Below are 19,205 nucleotides of genomic sequence, written 5' to 3'. Positions count from 1 at the left end.
CTCTGTCTACCCCGTCGTTGTACCCTGCTAGGCGGCAGGTTGCCCGAGCGGCCAATGGGAGCGGACTGTAAATCCGTCGCGAAAGCTTCACAGGTTCGAATCCTGTACCTGCCACCACCGGGCGGATCACTGCGTTGCCTGAGCCCGATCGGGCGTGGTAGGGCTAGGGCTATGGGTGCTCTTACTGACGAGACGCGCTGGATGGACGCAACCGACCAGGCTGCACTGGTGGCCGACGGACACGTCACACCCACGGAATTGCTGGAAGCGGCGATCGACCGGATCCAACGATTCAACCCGGCGTTGAACGCCGTCGTCATCGAGTGGTTCGACCACGCCCGCACAGTTGCCGCCGGTCCGGGGCTGCCCGACGGCCCGTTCCGGGGGGTGCCGTTTCTGCTGAAGGATCTCTACACCAGTTTCGCCGGTCAGACACTGACCAACGGCAACGTTGCCCTGAAGAATGCCGGCCGCATCGACACCGCCGACACCAGCCTGGTGTCCCGGTTCAAGGCGGCCGGACTCGTCATCGCCGGGCGGACGAACAGCCCCGAAATGGGTAGCCTGCCCACCACTCAGCCGTTGGCGTGGGGAGCGACCCGCAACCCCTGGGCGCTGGACCGCACGCCGGGCGGCTCCAGCGGGGGTGCCGCCGCAGCGGTCGCCGCCGGAATGGTGCCGTTTGCCAACGCCTCGGACGGGGGCGGCAGCATCCGGATCCCGGCATCGTGCTGCGGTCTGGTCGGCCTCAAGCCCAGTCAGGGGCGGATCACCGTCGGACCGAAACGCGCCGAGGTGGGTCTTGGCGTGGAGTTGGGCCTGAGCCGCACGGTCCGCGATATCGCCGGTCTGCTCGACGCGGTACGCGGCCCCGGTATCGGGGACACCGTGATCGCACCCCCGCCGTCGCGCCCCTACCGCGAGGAGGTGGGGGCCGACCCCGGCCGGCTGCGAATCGGCCTGCTGGACGTCCACCCGCGGGGCGAGTTCCTGGACCCGGATTGCGTTTCGGCGGTGCGTGCCGCGGCGGGGATGCTCGAGAGGCTCGGACACGTGGTCGAGCCGGCCTGGCCGGCGTGCCTGGGCGATAGGGCTTTGCAGCAGAAGTTCATGGCGCTGTGGGCTACCCAGCTGGCGATGGCGGCCCGCGGCTTCGGCGAGACCATCGGGCGGGAATTGACCTCCGACGACATCGAACCGGTGAACTGGGCGTTGATCGAGGGGGCGCGGCACGTCGGTGCCGTGGACTATGCGGTGGCCGAAGCCGCGATGTATGCCTTTCGGCGTGAGGTGCAACAGTGGTGGGCCGACGGCTGGGACCTGCTGCTCACGCCGACGGTGGCCGAACCTCCGCCGCTGCTGATCGAGTTCGACAACGATCCGCAGAATCCTACGGCGCCGATGCGGCGCGGCGCGCAATTCGCTTCTTTCACACCACCGTTCAACATGAGCGGGCAGCCGGCGGTCAGCCTGCCGCTGCACCGCAATGCCGATGGCCTGCCGATAGGGGTCCAGCTGGTCGCCGGCTACGGTCGCGAGGACGTGCTGATTCGGGTGGCCGCGCAACTGGAATCGGCGCATCCCTGGTCGTCTCACCGTCCGGACGTGCCGCCAGCGTAACGTGGTCGCTGAAATTCCCGGCTGACGTCGCCGTGGCGCTACGCTCGCGGGATTTGTTCGAGAGTTAGACGCGCGCAGTTTGGCCGAAATGCCCGCCGAAAGTGCTCGCGTGGAGTAAGAGAAATCTATGCGGTCTCGAAGGTCGCTGAGGGTCGTCTTCGCAGCGGCGGCTGTGCCCGTCCTTGCTGTGCCGTTGATCCTGGGTTCACCGACCGCCTACGACGGCGAACCCCTGCTGGTCGTCAATCCGGCGAAGTACGTCGACACCCTCATCGGCACCGGGACCGGGGGTGACTGGGTGGGCGAGATCAACAACTTTCCCGGGCCGGCGATGCCGTTCGGCATGGTCCAGTACTCGCCGGACACGGTGAACAACTACGCCGGTTACGACCATGCGAACGCGCGCGCCACCGGGTTCAGCATGACCCACGCCTCGGTCGGCTGCCCGGCGTTCGGCGACGTTTCCATGCTTCCCACAACCACCCCGGTGGGCGTGCAACCGTGGGAAGCCTGGGAGCGAATCGCTCACGACGACACCGAAGTGGGGGTACCGGGGTACTACACGGTCCAGTTCCCGGACACCGGGGTGAAAGCGGAACTGACCGCCACCACCCGTACCGGTGTGGGCCGGTTCAGCTATCCGATCGATCGCGGGCCCTCGGTGTTTCACGTGCGGGCCGGCGCCTCGCTGGCCGGCAACTCTCGCGCCGCCCTGCGGATCGGCGACGACAACACCACCATCACCGGTTGGGCGACCAGCGGTTCGTTCTGCGGCAAGAAGAACACCTACACGGTGTACTTCGCAATGAAGTTCAGCCAGCCGTTCACCAGCTACGGCACCTGGGACGGCTCCTCGGTCTACGCCGGTGCCCGGCAATCGAATTCGCCGTACAGCGGCGGGTATGTCCAGTTCCCGGCGGGAACCGTGCTCGAAGTCCGCACGGGCCTCTCCTATGTCGGAATCGGCGGCGCGCTGGCCAACCTCGGGGCTGAGGGCGACGGGAGCTTCGATGGTGACCGGGCGAGTGCGTCGAGCGCGTGGGATGCCGCCTTGTCGCGCATCCGGGTGGCAGGCCGGGACCCCGGGGACCTGGTGACGTTCTACACCAGCCTGTACCGGTCGTTACTGCACCCCAACACCTTCAACGATGCCGACGGTCGCTATCTGGGATTCGACGACACGATTCACACGCTGGCCGCAGGGCGGACGCAGTACGCCAATTTCTCCGACTGGGATACCTACCGCAGCCTTGCCGCACTGCAGGGACTGGTGTTCCCGGAGCGGGCCGGTGATATGGCCCAGTCGCTGGTGAACGACGCTGAGCAAAGCGGAGCGCTTCCGCGCTGGGCGCTGGCCAACGGTGCGACGAGCCAGATGACCGGCGACGCCGTGGTGCCGCTTCTGGTGAACTTCTATGCGTTCGGCGCCAAGGACTTCGATGCCGAGTTGGCGTTGCGCTATATGGTGCGGGCGGCGAACACCGGCGGTGCCGGTGTTCACGGGTACGTGGAGCGCCCGGGGGCGGTCACCTACCGGGAGCTGGGGTATGCCCCCCAGCTGCCGGAATTCGGCCCGGGCGCATCGGTGACCCTGGAGTGGTCGGTGGCCGACTTCGCCATCTCCCGCTTCGCCCGGGCACTCGGCCACGAGGCGACAGCGGCCGAGTTTCAGCGCCGCTCGCACTACTGGCAGAACCTGTTCAATGCCAGTACCGGGTACGTCTCGCCGCGCAGTCCGACCGGATTCTTCAGCGGCGGCCCCGGGTTCGACATTCCGGACAGGGGGTTCGGCCAGCCGGGGTTCGACGAGGGCAATGCCGAGCAGTACCTCTGGCTGGTTCCGCACAATGTCGCCGGCCTGGTGGCTGCTCTTGGCGGTCGTGCCGAGGTGGCCGAGCGGCTCGACCGGTTCACCGAAAAGCTGAACGTGGGCCCCAACGAGCCTTACCTGTGGGCCGGTAACGAGCCGTGTTTCGGAGTTCCGTGGCTGTACAACTACATCGGACAACCGTGGCGAACTCAGCTCACGGTCGACCGGGTGCGCGGGCTGTTCGGTCCGAGTCCCGATGGTGCGCCGGGCAACGACGACCTGGGCGCGATGTCCAGCTGGTACGTGTGGGCCGCGCTGGGAATGTATCCGATCACCCCTGGCACACCTATCCTCACGGTGAACACACCGCTGTTCGATCGCGCCGAAATCGCCTTGCCGGACGGGAAATTCATCCGGGTCAGCGCGCCGGGGGCGTCCGGGCGAAACCGAATGCAGTACATCAGGGGCTTACGTGTCGACGGAGAGCCCAGCGATCGGACATATCTTCCCGAATCGATCATCGTCTCCGGCGGCAACGTCGACTTTGCGCTTGCGGGCGAGCCGGACAAGGCGTGGGGCGACGGACAACTCTCGGCTCCGCCATCGTTTGGAATTGGCAGTTCGACTGTGGCCGTTAATATCTCCGATCCCATCGTCACCATCACGCCGGGCAGCACCGGGACCGTGACATTGGATGCGCAACGGATGAGCGATGCCGCGGCGGAGTACACGGTCACTGGGACGGCACCTGTCAACGGAATCACCGTTGCATCGGTCACGGCGAAGTTCGGCGACGACGGATCGGCGACGGCCGATGTGACGATCACGGTGGCGCCGTCCGTCCCCTACGATTCCTACGTGCTGGACCTGATCACCACCTCAGGTGAAACCAGCAGACGCAGTATGGTTTTGGTTATAGTCTCGACTTCCGACCATGAGGAATAGCTTGCTGGAAGAACTCCGGCGGACAGCTGGCGGCTGTTCAGACCATGTCGTTCTCGGTCAGCCAGCGCATCACCGGCCAGCCGACGAACACCGGAAGCCAACAGGTCAGCACCCGGTACAGCAGGACCGACGGCACCCCGATGGCCGCCGGCACGCCGAAGGCGGCCAGCCCGCCGATCAGCGCCGCCTCGACTGCGCCGACGCCACCCGGGGTGGGTGCGGCCGAGGCCAGGGTCCCGCCGACCATTGTGACCACGGTGACCGTGACGAAAGTGGTGCCACCGCCGAAAGCCTCGACGCTGGCCCACAGCGCCAGGGCCGCACCGAGAGTCGTTCCGGCGGCACCCAGTACGATCAGCGCGAGTCGCTTGGGTTCCCGGGCCAGGTCGCGCAGGTCACGACCCACCTCCGTCAGCTTGGGACGCAATTCGGTTGCCAGCCAGCGCCGCAGGTTGGGCACCAGGAGGAAGGTTCCCGCGATACCCAGTGCCACACCACCGATCAGGTACAGCACCGTGGCGGTGGGCACGAAATGCGACAGGTCGGTCGATGTCCCGGCGGCCGCGCTGAAAAAGACCAGTAACGCCACGTGGACGATCACCTGAACCGATTGCTGCAGTGCCACCGCCGCGGTGGCCCGCAACGGAGTCAGGCCGGCTTTCTGCAGGAACCGGGTGCTCAAGGCCAGTCCACCGACCCCGGCCGGTGTGGTGGTCGCCGCAAACGTATTGGCCACCTGCATGATCGAGAGCTTCCAGAAGCTGACCAATCCGTCTGCGCAGGCCCACAGTGCGCCCGCGGCCCCGACGTAGGTCAGCGCCGAGACCAGCAGTCCGAGTAGTGCCCACGACCAGTTCGCCTTGCGCAGTTCGGAGACGAACGTCGGCGCGGTGCTCAGGAACGGGTAGGCGACATAGACCAGTGCTCCGATCAGGATCAGCTGGATGAACTGGCTGCGGCTGAAGCGGGTGATGGTCTCGGATTCGATCTCGTCGGCGCCGGTCTGACGTTTCACCTCCGCGCGGGCGGCGGAAATCACGCTCTTGGCATCGGCTACAGATTTCCGGATCCGTTTGGGTACAGCAGATTTGGTGAGCCGACGGGACGCCGTGAGGATCCTGTCGCGGCCGAACGCACCGATAGCGGCGGTAACGGCCGGCTCGGCGCCGTAGAGTGCCGCCGTGGTGACCAGGAGTTGGGCGAGGTCGGATTGCAGCTGTGCGTCGGTGGCGCCGTATTCGGCCGCTCCGAAACCGCCGAAGAGCACCGCGTCGCCTGCCACGGTGATCTGATTGCAGCTTAGGTCGCCGTGCGAGATCCGTTGGCGGTGCAGTACGCCCAGCGATTCCCACACCTCGGAGACGGCGGTGGTGTCTGCGCACTCATCGAGCGGAGTCCCTTGAACGGGTTGGTGTGCGTACAGGGTCCAGCCGCGGTCGAGGGTGGCGAGGGTGATGGTCGATGTGTTGGCCACTCCGGCGTCGCCGACGGCGATGGCCATCAGGGCACGATGCTCGACGGCGCGGTGCAGCGATGTCTGCAGCGGAGCGGTTTCGGTCCCGCGCAGGCGCATCTTCCACCACAGCTGTATCAGCGCGCCGCCGCTGCGCTGGTGCGGGCCGTACAACTCGACCGTCCCCGACGGTTGGGGATTCCCCGATTCCGCGGCCAGGACCAGCGGGCCTGATCCCGCGGGATGCACCACCACCAGCCTGGTGACCTCGAAACCGCGGTCCGCCATGGCGCGGATCGCGCCCTCCAGCGGTACTTCCAGCGCCGGTGTCCCCACCACCAGAACCACGAACGCGCCGACGAACCATCCCACGGCCAGCCCCACCAGCGAGCGTGCCGGCACGATGGCACTGATGACCAGGTGTATGGGTACGAAAGCCAGCAGCAGGGCCCACCACCGGTGCCGCCAGCGCGCGGGCAGCCAGGGACCCGACACGGTCAGTACTGCCGCCAGCATCGCGATCCAGCGCGGGTCGTCGAGAAACTGGGCCGGCAGCGTGGTGAGCTTCTCCGAGAGGTCGAAGTGCCAGCGTGGTGGCGAGATCCGGTTGCTGCTTATCGACAGCGGAAGCGTCGCCAGCAACGCCGCGACCGCGTAGGCGCCCAGTAGCTTCCATTGCCCGAAGAGCACGAGTCCGGCCAGGATCATGAACGGCAGCGCGAGCATCGCGGCGCCGTACACCAGGTATGCCAGGTCGGCCTGAGCGGGGGTGAGGACGCCGACGATCTCGGAGATCGACTTCTCCAGTGCCACCCATCCGGGCCGGGTGAGCAGCGAACTGGTCACCGCCAGAACGAGGGCGGCGGTGGCCAGGGCCAGCCGGATGATGTCGGTGGTGCGCCGGGTAAGCGGTTGCAGCAAGCTGCCGGAGACGGTGATGTCGCGCCCGTCAACTCGCATGTGCGCAGATCCTCGGATCCAATCGGCGGTGTCTTTCCTGCGGCCCGGTGTACCGGCTGTCTGCAGACAACTTAGCCGGACGCCGAATTTCCCGGGCGGCTGATTCGATGGATGCCCGGCGCGAACTTCTGAGTGTCCGCCTATGGAGGGTGCGACAAAGTCGAGGATTATTGGTATGGCCACTTGACCTCATACCTTTTCGAGCTCCATACTTGGCCCGTGGTGCTCCAGCCGGTAGTTCGCCGATCGGTACCCGACGCGGTGTTCGAGCAGATCGCCGCCGATGTGCTCAGCGGAGAGATCCGGGCCGGCGAGGCGTTGCCCAGTGAACGCAAGCTGGCGGAGATGCTGGAAATCTCACGGCCGGCCGTCCGCGAGGCGCTCAAGCGGCTTTCGGCGGCGGGCTTGGTCGAGGTGCGTCACGGCGACGTCACCACCGTGCGTGACTTTCGGCGGCACGCGGGCCTGGATCTGCTGCCGCAGCTGCTGTTCCGGGACGGCAATTTGGACGGCGCCGTTTTCCGCAGCATCCTGGAGGTGCGGTCGCGTAGCGGGCCGCAGATCGCCGAGCTGGCCGCCCAGCGCCATGGACCCGGCCTGGCCGCGCTACTGGAGAATTCCGTGCGCGAGCTGGAGAGCGAAGATGACCCGATCGCGTGGCAACGCCACGCGCTGGAGTTCTGGGATCATGTGGTCGAAGGCGCCGGATCGATCGTATTCCAGCTGATGTACAACGTATTTCGGCTGACCTACGAACCGGCGTTGGTGGCGCTCGGTGCCACACAGACCCCTGAACTCAGGCAGCCGGCCGCCTACCGCGAGCTCACCGAGGCGATCTGCTCCGGCGATTCGGCCGAGGCGAAGACCGTCGCCGAGAAAATGCTCGAGGCCACGAATTCGACGCTGATGGCCGAGCTCGACCGTTTGGGACGCACGTGACAACCCACGTCGAGATCGCCAATTTCGTTCGCGCCCAGGTCCAGCCCGGGATCGATGCCGTCGGTGGGTTCTATCGCACCTGTGTACTGACCGGCAAGGCAATGACCCGTCGGCCGTTCCACTGGCGCGAAATGATCGACCAGGGCTGGTTCATCACCAGTGTCTCATTGCTGCCGACCCTGGCGGTGTCGATACCGCTGACCGTGCTGATCATTTTCACCCTCAACATCCTGCTGGCCGAGTTCGGTGCCGCCGACATCTCGGGCGCGGGTGCGGCGCTGGGGGCGGTCACCCAATTGGGCCCGCTGACCACCGTCCTGGTCATCGCCGGGGCCGGGGCGACGGCGATATGCGCCGACCTGGGTGCGCGCACCGTGCGCGAAGAAATCGACGCGATGGAGGTCCTCGGAATCGACCCCATTCACCGGCTGGTGGTGCCGCGTGTCGTTGCCGCGACCATCGTGGCCACCCTGCTCAACGGCGCGGTCATCACCATCGGGCTGGTGGGTGGATTCGTCTTCGGCGTCTTCATTCAGCACGTGTCGGCCGGCGCCTACGTCGGAACGCTGACCATGGTCACCGGTCTGCCCGAGGTGATCATCTCGGTGGTCAAGTCGGCGATCTTCGGAACGATCGCCGGCCTCGTCGGCTGCTACCGCGGGCTCACCACCCAGGGCGGGCCGAAGGGCGTCGGCACCGCGGTCAACGAAACGCTGGTGTTGTGCGTGATTGGCTTGTTCGCGGTCAACGTGGTCCTGACCACCATCGGCGTCCGGTTCGGGACAGGGCACTGACATGGTGTGGTCGATAGCGCCTGCCGCACCGCCCGTCCGCTATCCGCGGTCGGCGGCCGGCGTCGACCGCTATGGCCGGGCCAAGACGGGCGCCCTCGAGGGCCTGGGAAATTTCGCACAGTTCACCAGGATCGCGGTCGTGCAGATCTGGTGGGCGCTGTACCGCTACCGTAGGGAGACGCTCCGGCTCACCGCCGAAATCGGTATGGGCACAGGTGCGATGGCGGTTGTCGGCGGGACGGTGGCCATCATCGGTTTCGTCACACTGTCCGGCAGCTCGCTGATCGCCATTCAGGGGTTTGCGTCCCTGGGCAACATCGGCGTCGAGGCATTCACCGGGTTCTTTGCCGCGCTGGCCAATACCCGCGTGGCGGCACCCATCGTCGCAGGAGTCGCATTGGCTGCGACGGTCGGCGCCGGCGCCACCGCCCAACTGGGCGCCATGCGCATCAGCGAGGAGATCGACGCACTGGAAGTCATGGGCATCAAGTCGATCTCGTTTCTGGTCTCCACCCGGATCCTGGGCGGGCTGCTGGTGATCATTCCGCTGTACGCGCTGGCCTTGGACATGGCGTTCACTTCCGGCCAGGTGGTCACGACCATCATGTACGGCCAATCCAACGGCACCTACGAGCACTACTTCCGGACCTTTCTACGGCCCGAGGATGTGGGTTGGTCGGTGGTGGAGGTGGTGATCATCGCGGTGGTGGTGATGATCAGCCACTGCTACTACGGGTACACGGCCACCGGTGGTCCGGTCGGTGTCGGCCAAGCCGTCGGCCGGTCGATGCGGCTGTCGCTGGTTTCGGTGGTGGTCGTGGTCCTATTGGCCCAGGTTGCGCTCTACGGCGTCGACCCCAACTTCAACCTCACGGTGTAGTCCCGGTGCCGATCCTGCCCGCCCGCAACCGTCGCCGGGCCTGGGCCTATGCGGAGGGTGTGATCGCCCTACTGGTCGGTGTGGCGGTTCTTACCCTGGTGTACAAGCAGTTTCGCGGCGATTTCACTGCCAAGACCACCCTGACGCTGGTGACCCAGCGCGCCGGGCTGGTGATGGAGGAGGGCTCGAAAGTCACCTACAACGGCGTCGATGTCGGTCGGGTGTCGGCGATTTCGGAGTTCTCCCGCGACGGCCGGCCCGCCGCCAAGCTCCTACTGGACGTGAATCCGAAATACATCAGGTACATGCCGGCCAATGTGGTCGCCGACATCGAGGCCGCAACGCTGTTCGGCAACAAGTATGTGGCGTTGTCGTCGCCGGAGAATCCCGAACGCCGGCGAATCTCGCCGCGCGACGTAATCGACGCCCAGTCGGTGACCACGGAGTTCAATACGCTCTTCGAAACCGTGACCGCACTGGCCGAAAAGGTGGATCCGGTCGAGCTGAATGCCACGCTGTCAGCGATGGCAGAAGCCCTCGGCGGGCTCGGCGCCAAGCTCGGCGATTCGATAGCCGACGGCAATGAGATTCTGGCCCAGTTGAATCCGAGACTTCCACAGCTCGGCTACGACGTTGAGCGACTTGCCGACCTGGCCGACGTCTATACCCACGCCTCTCCGGATCTGTGGGCCTTCCTTCAGAACGCGGTGACGACCGTGCGCACACTGAACAGCCAGCAGAGCAATCTGGACGCGGCCTTGCTGGCGGCAGTCGGCGTCGGCAAGACCGGGGGAGAGGTGTTCGCCCGCAGCGCACCGTATCTGACCCGGGGTGCGGCGGACCTGGTTCCCACGGCGCGGCTGCTCGACACCTACAGCCCGGAGCTGTTTTGCCTGGTCCGGAATTTCCACGACGCCGCCCCGAAGGTCTCGGAGGCAATCGGCGGAAACGGATATTCGCTGTCGGCGGCGGGAACGATCCTCGGGGCGCCCAACCCGTATGTGTATCCGGACAACCTGCCGCGGGTGAATGCCCGCGGTGGACCCGGCGGGCGACCGGGCTGCTGGCAGGCCATCACCCGCGACTTGTGGCCGGCGCCTTATCTGGTGATGGACACCGGCGCCAGCATCACGCCCTACAACCACGTCGAACTCGGTCAGCCCATGCTCACCGAGTACGTATGGGGCCGCCAATACGGGGAGAACACGATCAACCCATGAGAATCACAACACTGAAACTGGGCGCCGTGTGGCTGGTCCTGCTGGCGTTCACCGGGGTGATCGTCATCGTGTTCGGGCAGTTGCGATTCGACCGGACCACGGGGTATTCGGCACTGTTCAGCGACGCCAGTGGACTGCGGCCAGGCCAGTTCGTCCGCGCCTCCGGCGTGGAGGTGGGCAAAGTCTCGAAGGTGACCCTGATCGATGGCGATACCCGGGTGCTGGTGGCCTTCGACGTGATCCGTTGGCTGCCGATGGATCGAGCGACAACCGCGTCGATTCGGTACCTGAACCTGATCGGGGATCGATATCTGGAACTCAAACGAGGCGACAGCGGACGACAGCTGGCAGCGGGCGCGACGATTCCGTTGGACCAGACCCAGCCCGCGCTGGATCTCGACGGGCTGATCGGCGGGTTCCGTCCACTGCTGCAAACCATGAGTCCCGAAAAGGTGAACGGCATCGCCCGATCGATCCTCACCGTGTTTCAGGGCCAGGGTGCCACCATCAACGAAATCCTGGATCAAACAGCGTCGTTCACCACAGCGCTGGCCGACCGGGACGAAGCGATAGGCGAGGTTGTCGCCAACCTGAACATCGTGCTGACGACGGCCGTGAAGCACCAGAAGGATTTCGATCGGACCGTCGACAAGCTGGAGACCCTGATCACCGGACTCAAGGATCGCGCCGACCCGCTGGCGGCCGCGGCGGCGCACCTGAGCAGTGCCGCCGGAACCGTTTCCGACCTGTTGGGGGAGAACCGGCCGGTGCTGCACGACACCGTCGGATATCTCGAAGGGATTCAGGAATCCATGGTGGCCGACCTTCCCCCGTTCGACGAGGTGCTGGCCAAACTCCCGGAGGCCTATCGCACCATCGGCCGGGCCGGAGGCACCTACGGAGACTTCTACAATTTCTACCTCTGCGACGTCTCGGTGAAGGTCAACGGACTGCAGCCCGGGGGGCCGGTACGGGTGATCAAGTTCTTCGGGCAGCCCACCGGAAGGTGCACGCCGCAGTGAGAGTGCTGACCGAATTCAACCGAGGCCGGGTGGGCCTGCTGGGAATGACGGTAACCCTGCTGGTTGTTGCTGTGGCGCAGAGCTTCACCAGTGTCCCGGTACTTTTCGCGACGCCGATGTACTACGCGAAGTTCGCCGACACCGGGGGGATCAGCACCGGAGATCAGGTGCGGATCGCCGGTGTGAACGTAGGCCTGGTGCGGTCACTGGTCATTCAGGGTGACAAAGTCCTGATCGGATTCACCTTGGCGGACAAGACCATCGGCACCGCCAGCCGGGTGTCGATCCGGACCGATACGCTGCTCGGCCGGCGGAACATAAAGATCGAGCCTCGGGGTTCGCAAGTCCTGCGGCCCAATGGTGTGTTGCCGCCATCGCAGACAAGCACGCCGTACCAGGTGTACGACGCGTTCGTCGACGCCACCGACGCGGCCACCGGGTGGGACATCGGCGCCGTCAAACGGTCGCTGGAGGTGCTGTCGGAGACATTCGACCAGACGGCTCCACATCTCGGCGCGGCCCTCGATGGCATCAAGGAATTCTCCAGCAGCATCGGTGAACGGGGAGAGCAGATCAAGCAACTGCTGGAGAACGCGAACAAGATCGGCCGGGTGCTCGGCGACCGCAGCCAGCAGATCAACGGCCTGCTGGTGAACTCCGGGACACTGCTCGCCGCGTTCAAGCAGCGCTCCCAGGCGTTGAAGGTCCTGCTGAGCAATGTCACCGAGGCCTCCGAGCAGCTGAAGACGATGTTCCAGGAGAATCCCAACATCAATCGCATGCTGCGGGAATTGGGCACGGTCAGCGACGAATTGGTCAAGCGCAAGACCGAACTCAGCGAAGTGCTGACACTTTTCGCCAGGTACTCCGCGGCACTGACCGAGGCCGTCGGCTCGGGGCCGTACTTCAAGGCGATCGTCGTCAATCTGATACCCCCCCAGATGCTTCAGCCATTCGTCGACGCGGCATTCAAGAAGCGCGGCATCGATCCCGAGGAATTCTGGCGCAGCGCGGGATTGCCGGCATTCCGGTTCCCCGATCCCAATGGCACTCGGTCCGCCAACGGCGCACCGCCGCCGGGCCCGGTGGTCCTGGAGGGTACCCCCGAGCATCCGTTGCCGGCCGTGCCGCCGGGTTCGCCCTGTTCGTATACACCCTCAGCCGACGCCCGCCCGGGGCCGGAAAATCCGTTGCCCTGCGCCATGTCCGACCAGGGTCCGTTCGGTCCGATCGCGGGTGGTTTCCCGGCGCCCCTGGACGTGCGGGTGTCGGCGCCGACGTCCGAGGCGCCTCCGGCGGCACCCGGTGTGCCGGCTGCGGGTCGACCCGGCGAGATACCTCCGAGTGTGCCCGGAATGCCGGTTCCGTTCCCGGCAGACGCACCACCGGGTGCCCGGACGGAGCCGGTGGGGCCGGCAGCAACGGGAGGTGGCACCAAATGAGCACGATCTTCGACATCCGCAGCATTCGGCTGCCGAAGCTGTCCCGAACGGTGATCCTGGTGGCCGTTTCGGCGATGGTGCTGGCCGCTGTCGCCGCTGTGACCGGGGTGCAGATCTACCGGAAGCTGACCAACACCCGGGTTGTCGCATACTTCAGCGAAACACTTGCCCTCTACCCGGGCGACAAGGTGCAGATCATGGGGGTGCGGGTCGGATCGATCGACAGGATCGAGCCGTCCGGCGACCAGATGCGGGTTGAATTTCACTACAGCAGCCGGTATCTGGTGCCCGCCGGCGCGACAGCGACGATACTGAACCCCAGCCTGGTTGCTTCCCGCACCATCCAACTCTCGCCGCCCTACACCGGTGGTCCGGCCCTGCGGAGCGGGGCGGTGATCCCGGTCGAGCGGACCACGGTGCCGGTGGAGTGGGATCAGTTGCGCGATTCCCTCAATGGCATCCTGCGGGAACTCGGGCCCACCGAGGCGCAGCCCAAGGGGCCGTTCGGCGACATCATCGACTCGGCCGGGGACAATCTCGCTCACCGGGGGCGGCAGGTCCGCGAGACACTGGACGGCCTGTCGCAGGCGTTGACCGCCCTGAACGAGGGCCGGGGGGACTTCGTCGCGATCACGCGCAGCCTGGCGCAGTTCGTCACCGCCCTCTACCGCAACGACAAGCAGTTCGTCGCGCTCAACGACAACCTGGCCGATTTCACCGACTGGTTCGCCGAATCCGATCACGACGTCGCGGATATGGCCGGCCGTGTCGACGATGTGCTTGCCGAGGTTCGAACGTTCGTCGAGGACAACAGATCCGACCTGACCCATGACCTGGGAAACATCTCCGATGTGACGACGACGATCCTGCAACCCGATACCCGGGACGGTTTGGAAACTGCGCTGCACGTGCTGCCGACGTTTGCGGCGAACTTCAACAACATCTACTACCCTCTGCACGGTTCCCTGGTGGGGTTGTTTGCATTCCCGAACTTCGCCAATCCGCTGCAGTTCATCTGCAGTGCCATCCAGGCCGGCAGCCGGCTGGGCTATCAGGATTCCGCCGAGTTGTGCGCGCAGTACCTGACACCGGTGCTGGACACGATCAAGTTCAACTATCTGCCGATGGGTGCGAACTTCTTCAGTTCCGCGGCCGCTCTACCCAAAGAGGTCGCCTACTCCGAGGATCGGTTGCGGCCGCCGCCGGGATACAAGGACACGACGGTGCCGGGAATATTCTCGCCGGATACCCTGCTCTCTCACGGTAATCACGAACCGGGCTGGGTTGTCGCGCCGGGAATGCAGGGCATGCAGGTTCAGAGGGCAACATCGAATCTTCTTACACCTGAATCACTCTCAGAGCTGATGGGTGGTCCCGACATCGCTCCGCCGCCGCCCGGAACAAACCTGCCCGGACCGCCGAACTCCTATGACGAGTCCAATCCGCCGGTGCCGCCCTGGTATCTGCCACCGGCTCCCACGCCCGGGCCTCCCGGAGCCGCCTCCCCGGCAGGACCGGGGCGGTGAGGCGCAGGATGAGCGCGCTGCTGCGAGCCGGGGTGCGCCGAGGCTGCCGCGGGGCACTGTACGCGCTGGTGTTGGCAATGGTGCCGGCATTGGTCACATCGTGCGACTGGCGCGGAATCGCCAATGTCCCACTGCCGGTCGGGCACGGTGCGGGGCCGGATCACATGACCGTCTACGTGCAGCTCCCCGACACCCTGGCGCTCAACACCAACAGCCGTGTCCGGGTCGCCGACGTCTGGGTGGGCACCGTGCGCGACATCAGGATCGGCCGGGATTGGGTCGCGACCCTGACGCTGAGTCTGGACCCGACCGTCAGATTGCCGGAGAACGCCACCGCCAAGGTCGGTCAGACCAGCCTGCTGGGAACCCAGCACGTCGAGCTGGCCGCACCGCCGGAGCCGTCGCCGAAACCTCTGCGCAGCGGAGACACGATCACCCTGGGGAATTCGTCTGCCTACCCGACAGTCGAACGCACGCTGGCCAGTGTGGCGGTGATCCTCAACGGTGGCGGTATCCCGAGCCTGGATTTGATTCAAACCGAAATTCTGGGGATTCTCGACGGCCACGTCGACCAGATTCGCGAATTCCTCCAGCGGATGGCCACGTTCTCGACCGAACTGAACCGCCGGCGAGACGATTTCACCCGCGCCATCGACTCGTCGAACCAATTGCTGGCCGCCGTCGCGAACCGGCGCGACACGTTGGACCAAGTCCTCACCGAAATGCCCCCGTTGATAGAGCATTTCGCGGACACACGTGATCTGTTCGCCGACGCTATGCTGTCTCTGGGCCGGCTCAGCGAAATCGCCGGCACCGCGTTGACCGATTCCCGGGCCGACCTCGACGAGAACCTCAGGGCACTGCAACGGCCGCTGCGGCAGCTGCTGCGGGCCGCCCCGTTCGTGGTCGACGCCCTGCGGCTGGGACTGACCGCGCCGTTCAATATTGACGACGTCGCCAAGGTGATTCGCGGCGACTACATCAACATCTCCGGGGCTTTCGACATGACGCTGTCCACCCTGGACAATTCGCTGCTGAGTGCAACCGGGTTCTCCGGGATGCTGCGGGCGCTGGAGCAGTCCTGGGGCCGGGACCCCGACACCATGATTCCCGATGTGCGCTACACGCCCAACCCCAACGATGCGCCGGGCGGACCGCTGGTGGAAAGGGGGGAGTGATGCTGACCCGGTTCATCAAGGTCCAGCTCGCCGTGCTGGTTCTGCTGGCCGTTTCCGCGGTGGTGGTCCTGGTGTGGTACTTCCTGCGGATACCCAGCCTCGTCGGTGTCGGCCGCTACACGCTGTACGCGGAGTTGCCGCAATCGGGCGGCCTGTACCGCACCGCGAACGTCACCTACCGGGGCATCACCATCGGAACGGTGACCGAGGTGGAGCCGACCGAGCGCGGTGCGCGGGTGAGGATGAGCATCGACGACGGCTACCGGATCCCGTCGGACGCGTCGGCCGATGTGCACTCGGTGTCGGCGATCGGCGAGCAGTATCTCGACCTGGTGGCAACCCACGGCGGTGGTCCCTATCTGCACGACGGGCAGACCATCACCAAGACCAGCGTTCCAGGTCGGATCGGTCCGGCGCTGGACGCCGCCTATCGGGGGCTGGCGGTGCTGCCCAAGGACACGATCGCCGATCTTCTGCACGAGACGTCGCTGGCCGTGGGCGGAATGGGGCCATCGCTGCGCCGGCTGGTGGATGCCACCCAGGCGATCGCCCACGACTTCCGGGGCAGCCTGACCGACATCGACGACATCGTCGAGCGGGCCTCGGCCATCATCGACAGTCAGGTCGTGTCCGGCGACGACATCGGTCGCTGGGCGGCGAATCTGAACACGCTGGCCGCACAGACCGCGCAGCAGGACGATTCGATACGGCACATTCTGGGCAACGCGGCCCCGACCGCCGACCAGGTCAATGCGGCGTTCGGCGATGTGCGGGAGTCGCTGCCGCAGACACTGGCCAATCTCGAGATCGTGTTCGACATGCTCAAGCGCTACCGCAATGGCGTCGAACAGGCGTTGGTGTTCCTTCCGCAGGCCGGTGCCATCGCCCAGTCGGTTACCTCGGGTGCTCCCGGCCAGGCGTCGCTGGGAGTGGGGGTGATTGCGCTCAACCAACCGCCGCCGTGCCTGACCGGTTTCCTGCCGGCTTCGCAGTGGCGGGCGCCGGCCGACACCAGTGCGGCGCCACTGCCGGGCAACACGTACTGCAAGATTCCCATGGATGCGCAGAATGTGGTTCGCGGAGCGCGGAATTACCCCTGCGTCGACGTGCCGGGCAAACGGGCCGCGACCCCCCGGGAGTGCCGAAGCGACCAGCCCTACGTGCCGCTCGGCACCAACCCCTGGTACGGGGACCCCGACCAGCTGCTCACCTGTCCGGCGCCGGCAGCCCGTTGTGATCAGCCGGTGAAGCCCGGCCAGGTGATGCCGGCGCCGTCGGTCAACACCGGCGAGAACCCGCTACCCGCGGACCGGGTTCCGGGCACGCCGCCGCCGTCCAGCGATCCGCTGCAACGTCCGGGGTCCGGAACCGTCGAATGCAATGGCCAACAACCCAATCCGTGCGTCTACACACCCGATGTCGCACCTACCGCGCTCTACGACGTGACCAGCGGTACCGTCGTAGGGCCCGACGGTGCGGTGTATTCGGTAGAGAGCTCCGAACACATCGGCGACCGGGGTTGGCAGAGCATGCTGGCACCGGGCGGCTGAAAACGACTGAGGATGTGACAGTGGCACGCAGCGACGACGACAGCTGGGAAATCACCGAGAGCGTCGGGGCGACCGCATGGGGTGTGGCCGCAGCCCGGGCGGCGGAAACCGAGAGCGACAATCCGCTGATCAGCGATCCGTACGCGCGGGTCTTCCTCGATGTCGTGGGCGACGGGATATGGAACTGGTTCGCCAAGCCGGACCTGCCCGACGAACTTCTGCGAGCCGAGCCGCACCTGCCGGTGCAGATGCAGTCGATGGTGGACTACATGGCGGCGCGTACGGCGTTCTTCGACGGGTTTTTCCTCGATGCGGCCGGGGCCGGGGCCGGGGCCGGGGCCGGGGCCGGGGGGCAGGCAGTGGAGGCCGGGGGCCCGGGGATCAGGCAGACGGTGATTTTGGCGGCCGGCCTGGACTCGCGGGCCTGGCGGTTGCCGTGGCCGGATGGCACCGCGGTCTACGAACTGGACCAGGCCAAGGTGCTGGAGTTCAAGGTGTCGGCCATTGCGGGGTCTGTTGCGGGTTCGAGTGCCGGATCTGGCCCCGGGTTGCGAACCGAGCCGGCGTGCAAGCGGATCGCCGTCGCGGTGGACCTGCGCCAGGACTGGCCGGAGGCGTTGCGACAGGCAGGATTTGACCCGTCGGCACCGAGTGCCTGGTCGGTGGAGGGGCTGCTGTCGTATCTGCCCGCCGCCGCTCATGAGCTGCTGTTCGAGCGCATCCAGGTGCTCGCGGCGGCCGGAAGCAGGATTGCCGTCGAAGCGCCCGGGGCCCAATGGCTGGATCCGGATCTTCGTGCGCGGCGGCGCGAGCGGATGGACCGCCTCCGCGGGATCATGGCCGAGGTCGATCCGCAACGGGTTATGCCGCGTACCGACGAACTCTGGTACTTCGAGGAGCGCGAAGACGTCGGCGCCTGGCTGCGCCGCCACGGCTGGGAGACGAGCGTGACGCCCGCTGCCGAACTGATGGCCGGGTTCGGGCGGGGGATACCCGACGGGGTGGAGGACACCTCGCCCCGCACGCAGTTCGTTGCGGCGCAGCGGGTGTAGCCGGCTCGGATTCCGATCCTCGGAATGCGCGGGTCGAGCGAGTCCATTGCGATCCCGTCGGCGAAACGGCGGGAACCCTCCGTCGCTTCACGTCGTCGAAACGATTGTGACGAGATCAGAGATTGCGTGATGCGGCCACGCCACCGACGAAATGATCACATGATGATGCCATAATTGTGGCATGAAACGCATACGGTTGAGCACAACGGTCGACGGTGGGCTTCTCGGGCGTGCGCGCAGCCTGCGCGCGGGGCTGACCGACGCCGCGCTCGTCGATGAGGCACTCGCCGCGTTGGTCTCGGCTCATCGGTCGGCCGAGATCGACGCGAGTTATCTGGTCTATGACGAGCACCCTGCCGGCGAACCCGACGCGTGGGGCGATCTGGCGGCGTGGCGCCGGGCGGTGGGAAACGTGTGAGCGGGTTACCCGCCCGTGGCGAAGTGTGGTGGTGCGAGTTGGCGGATATCGGGCGGCGTCCTGTGGTCGTGCTGTCGCGGGACGCGGCGATCCCCCGGCTGCGTCGAACTCTGGTCGCTCCGTGTACGACGAACGTTCGGGGGCTGGCCAGCGAGGTGGTCCTCGAACCCGACGCCGACCCGATTCCGCGTCGCTGCGCGGTCAACCTGGACTCCGTCGAAAGTGTCTCGGTATCGGTTCTGGTCAGTCGAGTGGGCCGGCTCGCGGACACTCGGATGCGCGCGGTTTGCGCCGCGTTGGCCGTAGCGGTCGGGTGCTCCGATTGACCGGAGAGCTCACTCATCGTGGATACGGTGAGGGGTGCGGGTGGATATTGGCCGTAGATGCCCCGCGGTT

14 protein-coding genes, 1 tRNA gene and 1 pseudogene are annotated in these 19,205 nt (G+C 66.2%); 15 read left to right on the top strand and 1 reads right to left on the bottom strand.

The window, feature by feature from the left end; translation table 11 throughout:
* The first annotated feature begins 33 nt into the window (after positions 1 to 33).
* The 3 genes from ACK5M9_RS15480 to ACK5M9_RS15470 all read left to right on the top strand — a co-directional run bounded on the left by ACK5M9_RS15480 (position 34) and on the right by ACK5M9_RS15470 (position 4,375).
* Positions 34 to 117: transfer RNA gene (locus ACK5M9_RS15480), tRNA-Tyr, on the top strand.
* 54 nt (positions 118 to 171) lie between these two features.
* Positions 172 to 1,620 carry an amidase gene (locus ACK5M9_RS15475; RefSeq protein ID WP_416894028.1) on the top strand — a complete coding sequence of 483 codons (1,449 nt, stop codon included), beginning with the start codon at positions 172 to 174 and terminating at the stop codon, positions 1,618 to 1,620.
* 127 nt (positions 1,621 to 1,747) lie between these two features.
* The gene (locus ACK5M9_RS15470) at positions 1,748 to 4,375 is read left to right on the top strand and encodes a GH92 family glycosyl hydrolase (protein WP_416894027.1); all 2,628 of its coding nucleotides are present in this window, start codon (positions 1,748 to 1,750) and stop codon (positions 4,373 to 4,375) included.
* A 37-nt stretch (positions 4,376 to 4,412) separates the two neighbouring features.
* On the opposite strand, the gene ACK5M9_RS15465 is transcribed toward ACK5M9_RS15470, so the two are convergent.
* Positions 4,413 to 6,788, bottom strand: a complete 2,376-nt coding sequence (locus ACK5M9_RS15465; RefSeq protein WP_416894026.1) for a lysylphosphatidylglycerol synthase domain-containing protein — start codon at positions 6,786 to 6,788, stop codon at positions 4,413 to 4,415.
* A gap of 219 nt (positions 6,789 to 7,007) precedes the next feature.
* Here ACK5M9_RS15465 and ACK5M9_RS15460 point away from each other — a divergent pair, with 219 nt between their 5' ends.
* The 12 genes and pseudogenes from ACK5M9_RS15460 to ACK5M9_RS15405 all read left to right on the top strand — a co-directional run bounded on the left by ACK5M9_RS15460 (position 7,008) and on the right by ACK5M9_RS15405 (position 19,135).
* Positions 7,008 to 7,727 (top strand): FadR/GntR family transcriptional regulator, encoded by a 720-nt coding sequence (locus ACK5M9_RS15460; RefSeq protein ID WP_416894025.1) that lies wholly within the window; start codon positions 7,008 to 7,010, stop codon positions 7,725 to 7,727.
* The gene (locus ACK5M9_RS15455; RefSeq protein ID WP_416894024.1) at positions 7,724 to 8,521 is read left to right on the top strand and encodes an MlaE family ABC transporter permease; all 798 of its coding nucleotides are present in this window, start codon (positions 7,724 to 7,726) and stop codon (positions 8,519 to 8,521) included. Before ACK5M9_RS15460 ends, ACK5M9_RS15455 begins: the two co-directional genes overlap by 4 nt.
* Before the next feature lies 1 nt (position 8,522).
* Entirely contained in the window at positions 8,523 to 9,401 is an 879-nt protein-coding gene (locus ACK5M9_RS15450) for an MlaE family ABC transporter permease (RefSeq protein ID WP_416894023.1), read from the top strand.
* A gap of 5 nt (positions 9,402 to 9,406) precedes the next feature.
* Positions 9,407 to 10,621, top strand: coding sequence for an MCE family protein (locus ACK5M9_RS15445; RefSeq protein ID WP_416894022.1), 1,215 nt, complete (start codon positions 9,407 to 9,409; stop codon positions 10,619 to 10,621).
* The gene (locus ACK5M9_RS15440; RefSeq protein ID WP_416894021.1) at positions 10,618 to 11,643 is read left to right on the top strand and encodes an MCE family protein; all 1,026 of its coding nucleotides are present in this window, start codon (positions 10,618 to 10,620) and stop codon (positions 11,641 to 11,643) included. Before ACK5M9_RS15445 ends, ACK5M9_RS15440 begins: the two co-directional genes overlap by 4 nt.
* Positions 11,640 to 13,085, top strand: a complete 1,446-nt coding sequence (locus ACK5M9_RS15435; RefSeq protein ID WP_416894020.1) for an MCE family protein — start codon at positions 11,640 to 11,642, stop codon at positions 13,083 to 13,085. The genes ACK5M9_RS15440 and ACK5M9_RS15435 overlap by 4 nt, the downstream gene beginning before the upstream one ends.
* Positions 13,082 to 14,611, top strand: a complete 1,530-nt coding sequence (locus ACK5M9_RS15430; protein WP_416894019.1) for a virulence factor Mce family protein — start codon at positions 13,082 to 13,084, stop codon at positions 14,609 to 14,611. The genes ACK5M9_RS15435 and ACK5M9_RS15430 overlap by 4 nt, the downstream gene beginning before the upstream one ends.
* Positions 14,612 to 14,619: 8 nt before the next feature.
* Positions 14,620 to 15,789, top strand: coding sequence for a virulence factor Mce family protein (locus ACK5M9_RS15425; RefSeq protein WP_416894018.1), 1,170 nt, complete (start codon positions 14,620 to 14,622; stop codon positions 15,787 to 15,789).
* Positions 15,789 to 17,339 (top strand): MCE family protein, encoded by a 1,551-nt coding sequence (locus tag ACK5M9_RS15420; protein WP_416894017.1) that lies wholly within the window; start codon positions 15,789 to 15,791, stop codon positions 17,337 to 17,339. The genes ACK5M9_RS15425 and ACK5M9_RS15420 overlap by 1 nt, the downstream gene beginning before the upstream one ends.
* 20 nt (positions 17,340 to 17,359) lie before the next feature.
* Positions 17,360 to 18,391: an SAM-dependent methyltransferase gene (locus tag ACK5M9_RS15415; protein WP_416894016.1), complete on the top strand. Its 1,032-nt coding sequence runs from the start codon at positions 17,360 to 17,362 to the stop codon at positions 18,389 to 18,391.
* Positions 18,392 to 18,560: 169 nt separating this feature from the next.
* Positions 18,561 to 18,809, top strand: a pseudogene (locus ACK5M9_RS15410) (antitoxin); the annotation flags it as partial.
* Positions 18,806 to 19,135 carry a type II toxin-antitoxin system PemK/MazF family toxin gene (locus ACK5M9_RS15405; RefSeq protein WP_416894015.1) on the top strand — a complete coding sequence of 110 codons (330 nt, stop codon included), beginning with the start codon at positions 18,806 to 18,808 and terminating at the stop codon, positions 19,133 to 19,135. The pseudogene ACK5M9_RS15410 and the gene ACK5M9_RS15405, both read left to right, overlap by 4 nt.
* Positions 19,136 to 19,205: the final 70 nt, after the last annotated feature.

It is taken from the genome of Mycobacterium sp. (assembly GCF_047975165.1).
Lineage (GTDB): Bacteria > Actinomycetota > Actinomycetes > Mycobacteriales > Mycobacteriaceae > Mycobacterium.
The sequence above is the reverse complement of the archived record's forward strand: the minus strand, read 5'-3'. Positions and strand labels throughout refer to the sequence as shown.

What these genes read in the sequence shown, in the direction of transcription:
- ACK5M9_RS15475 (WP_416894028.1), top strand. Translation starts at nt 172, where the DNA reads ATGGGTGCTCTTACTGACGAGACGCGCTGGATGGACGCAACCGACCAG.
- ACK5M9_RS15470 (WP_416894027.1), top strand. Translation starts at nt 1,748, where the DNA reads ATGCGGTCTCGAAGGTCGCTGAGGGTCGTCTTCGCAGCGGCGGCTGTG.
- ACK5M9_RS15465 (WP_416894026.1), bottom strand. Translation starts at nt 6,788, where the DNA reads ATGCGAGTTGACGGGCGCGACATCACCGTCTCCGGCAGCTTGCTGCAA.
- ACK5M9_RS15450 (WP_416894023.1), top strand. Translation starts at nt 8,523, where the DNA reads ATGGTGTGGTCGATAGCGCCTGCCGCACCGCCCGTCCGCTATCCGCGG.
- ACK5M9_RS15440 (WP_416894021.1), top strand. Translation starts at nt 10,618, where the DNA reads ATGAGAATCACAACACTGAAACTGGGCGCCGTGTGGCTGGTCCTGCTG.
- ACK5M9_RS15430 (WP_416894019.1), top strand. Translation starts at nt 13,082, where the DNA reads ATGAGCACGATCTTCGACATCCGCAGCATTCGGCTGCCGAAGCTGTCC.
- ACK5M9_RS15425 (WP_416894018.1), top strand. Translation starts at nt 14,620, where the DNA reads ATGAGCGCGCTGCTGCGAGCCGGGGTGCGCCGAGGCTGCCGCGGGGCA.
- ACK5M9_RS15420 (WP_416894017.1), top strand. Translation starts at nt 15,789, where the DNA reads ATGCTGACCCGGTTCATCAAGGTCCAGCTCGCCGTGCTGGTTCTGCTG.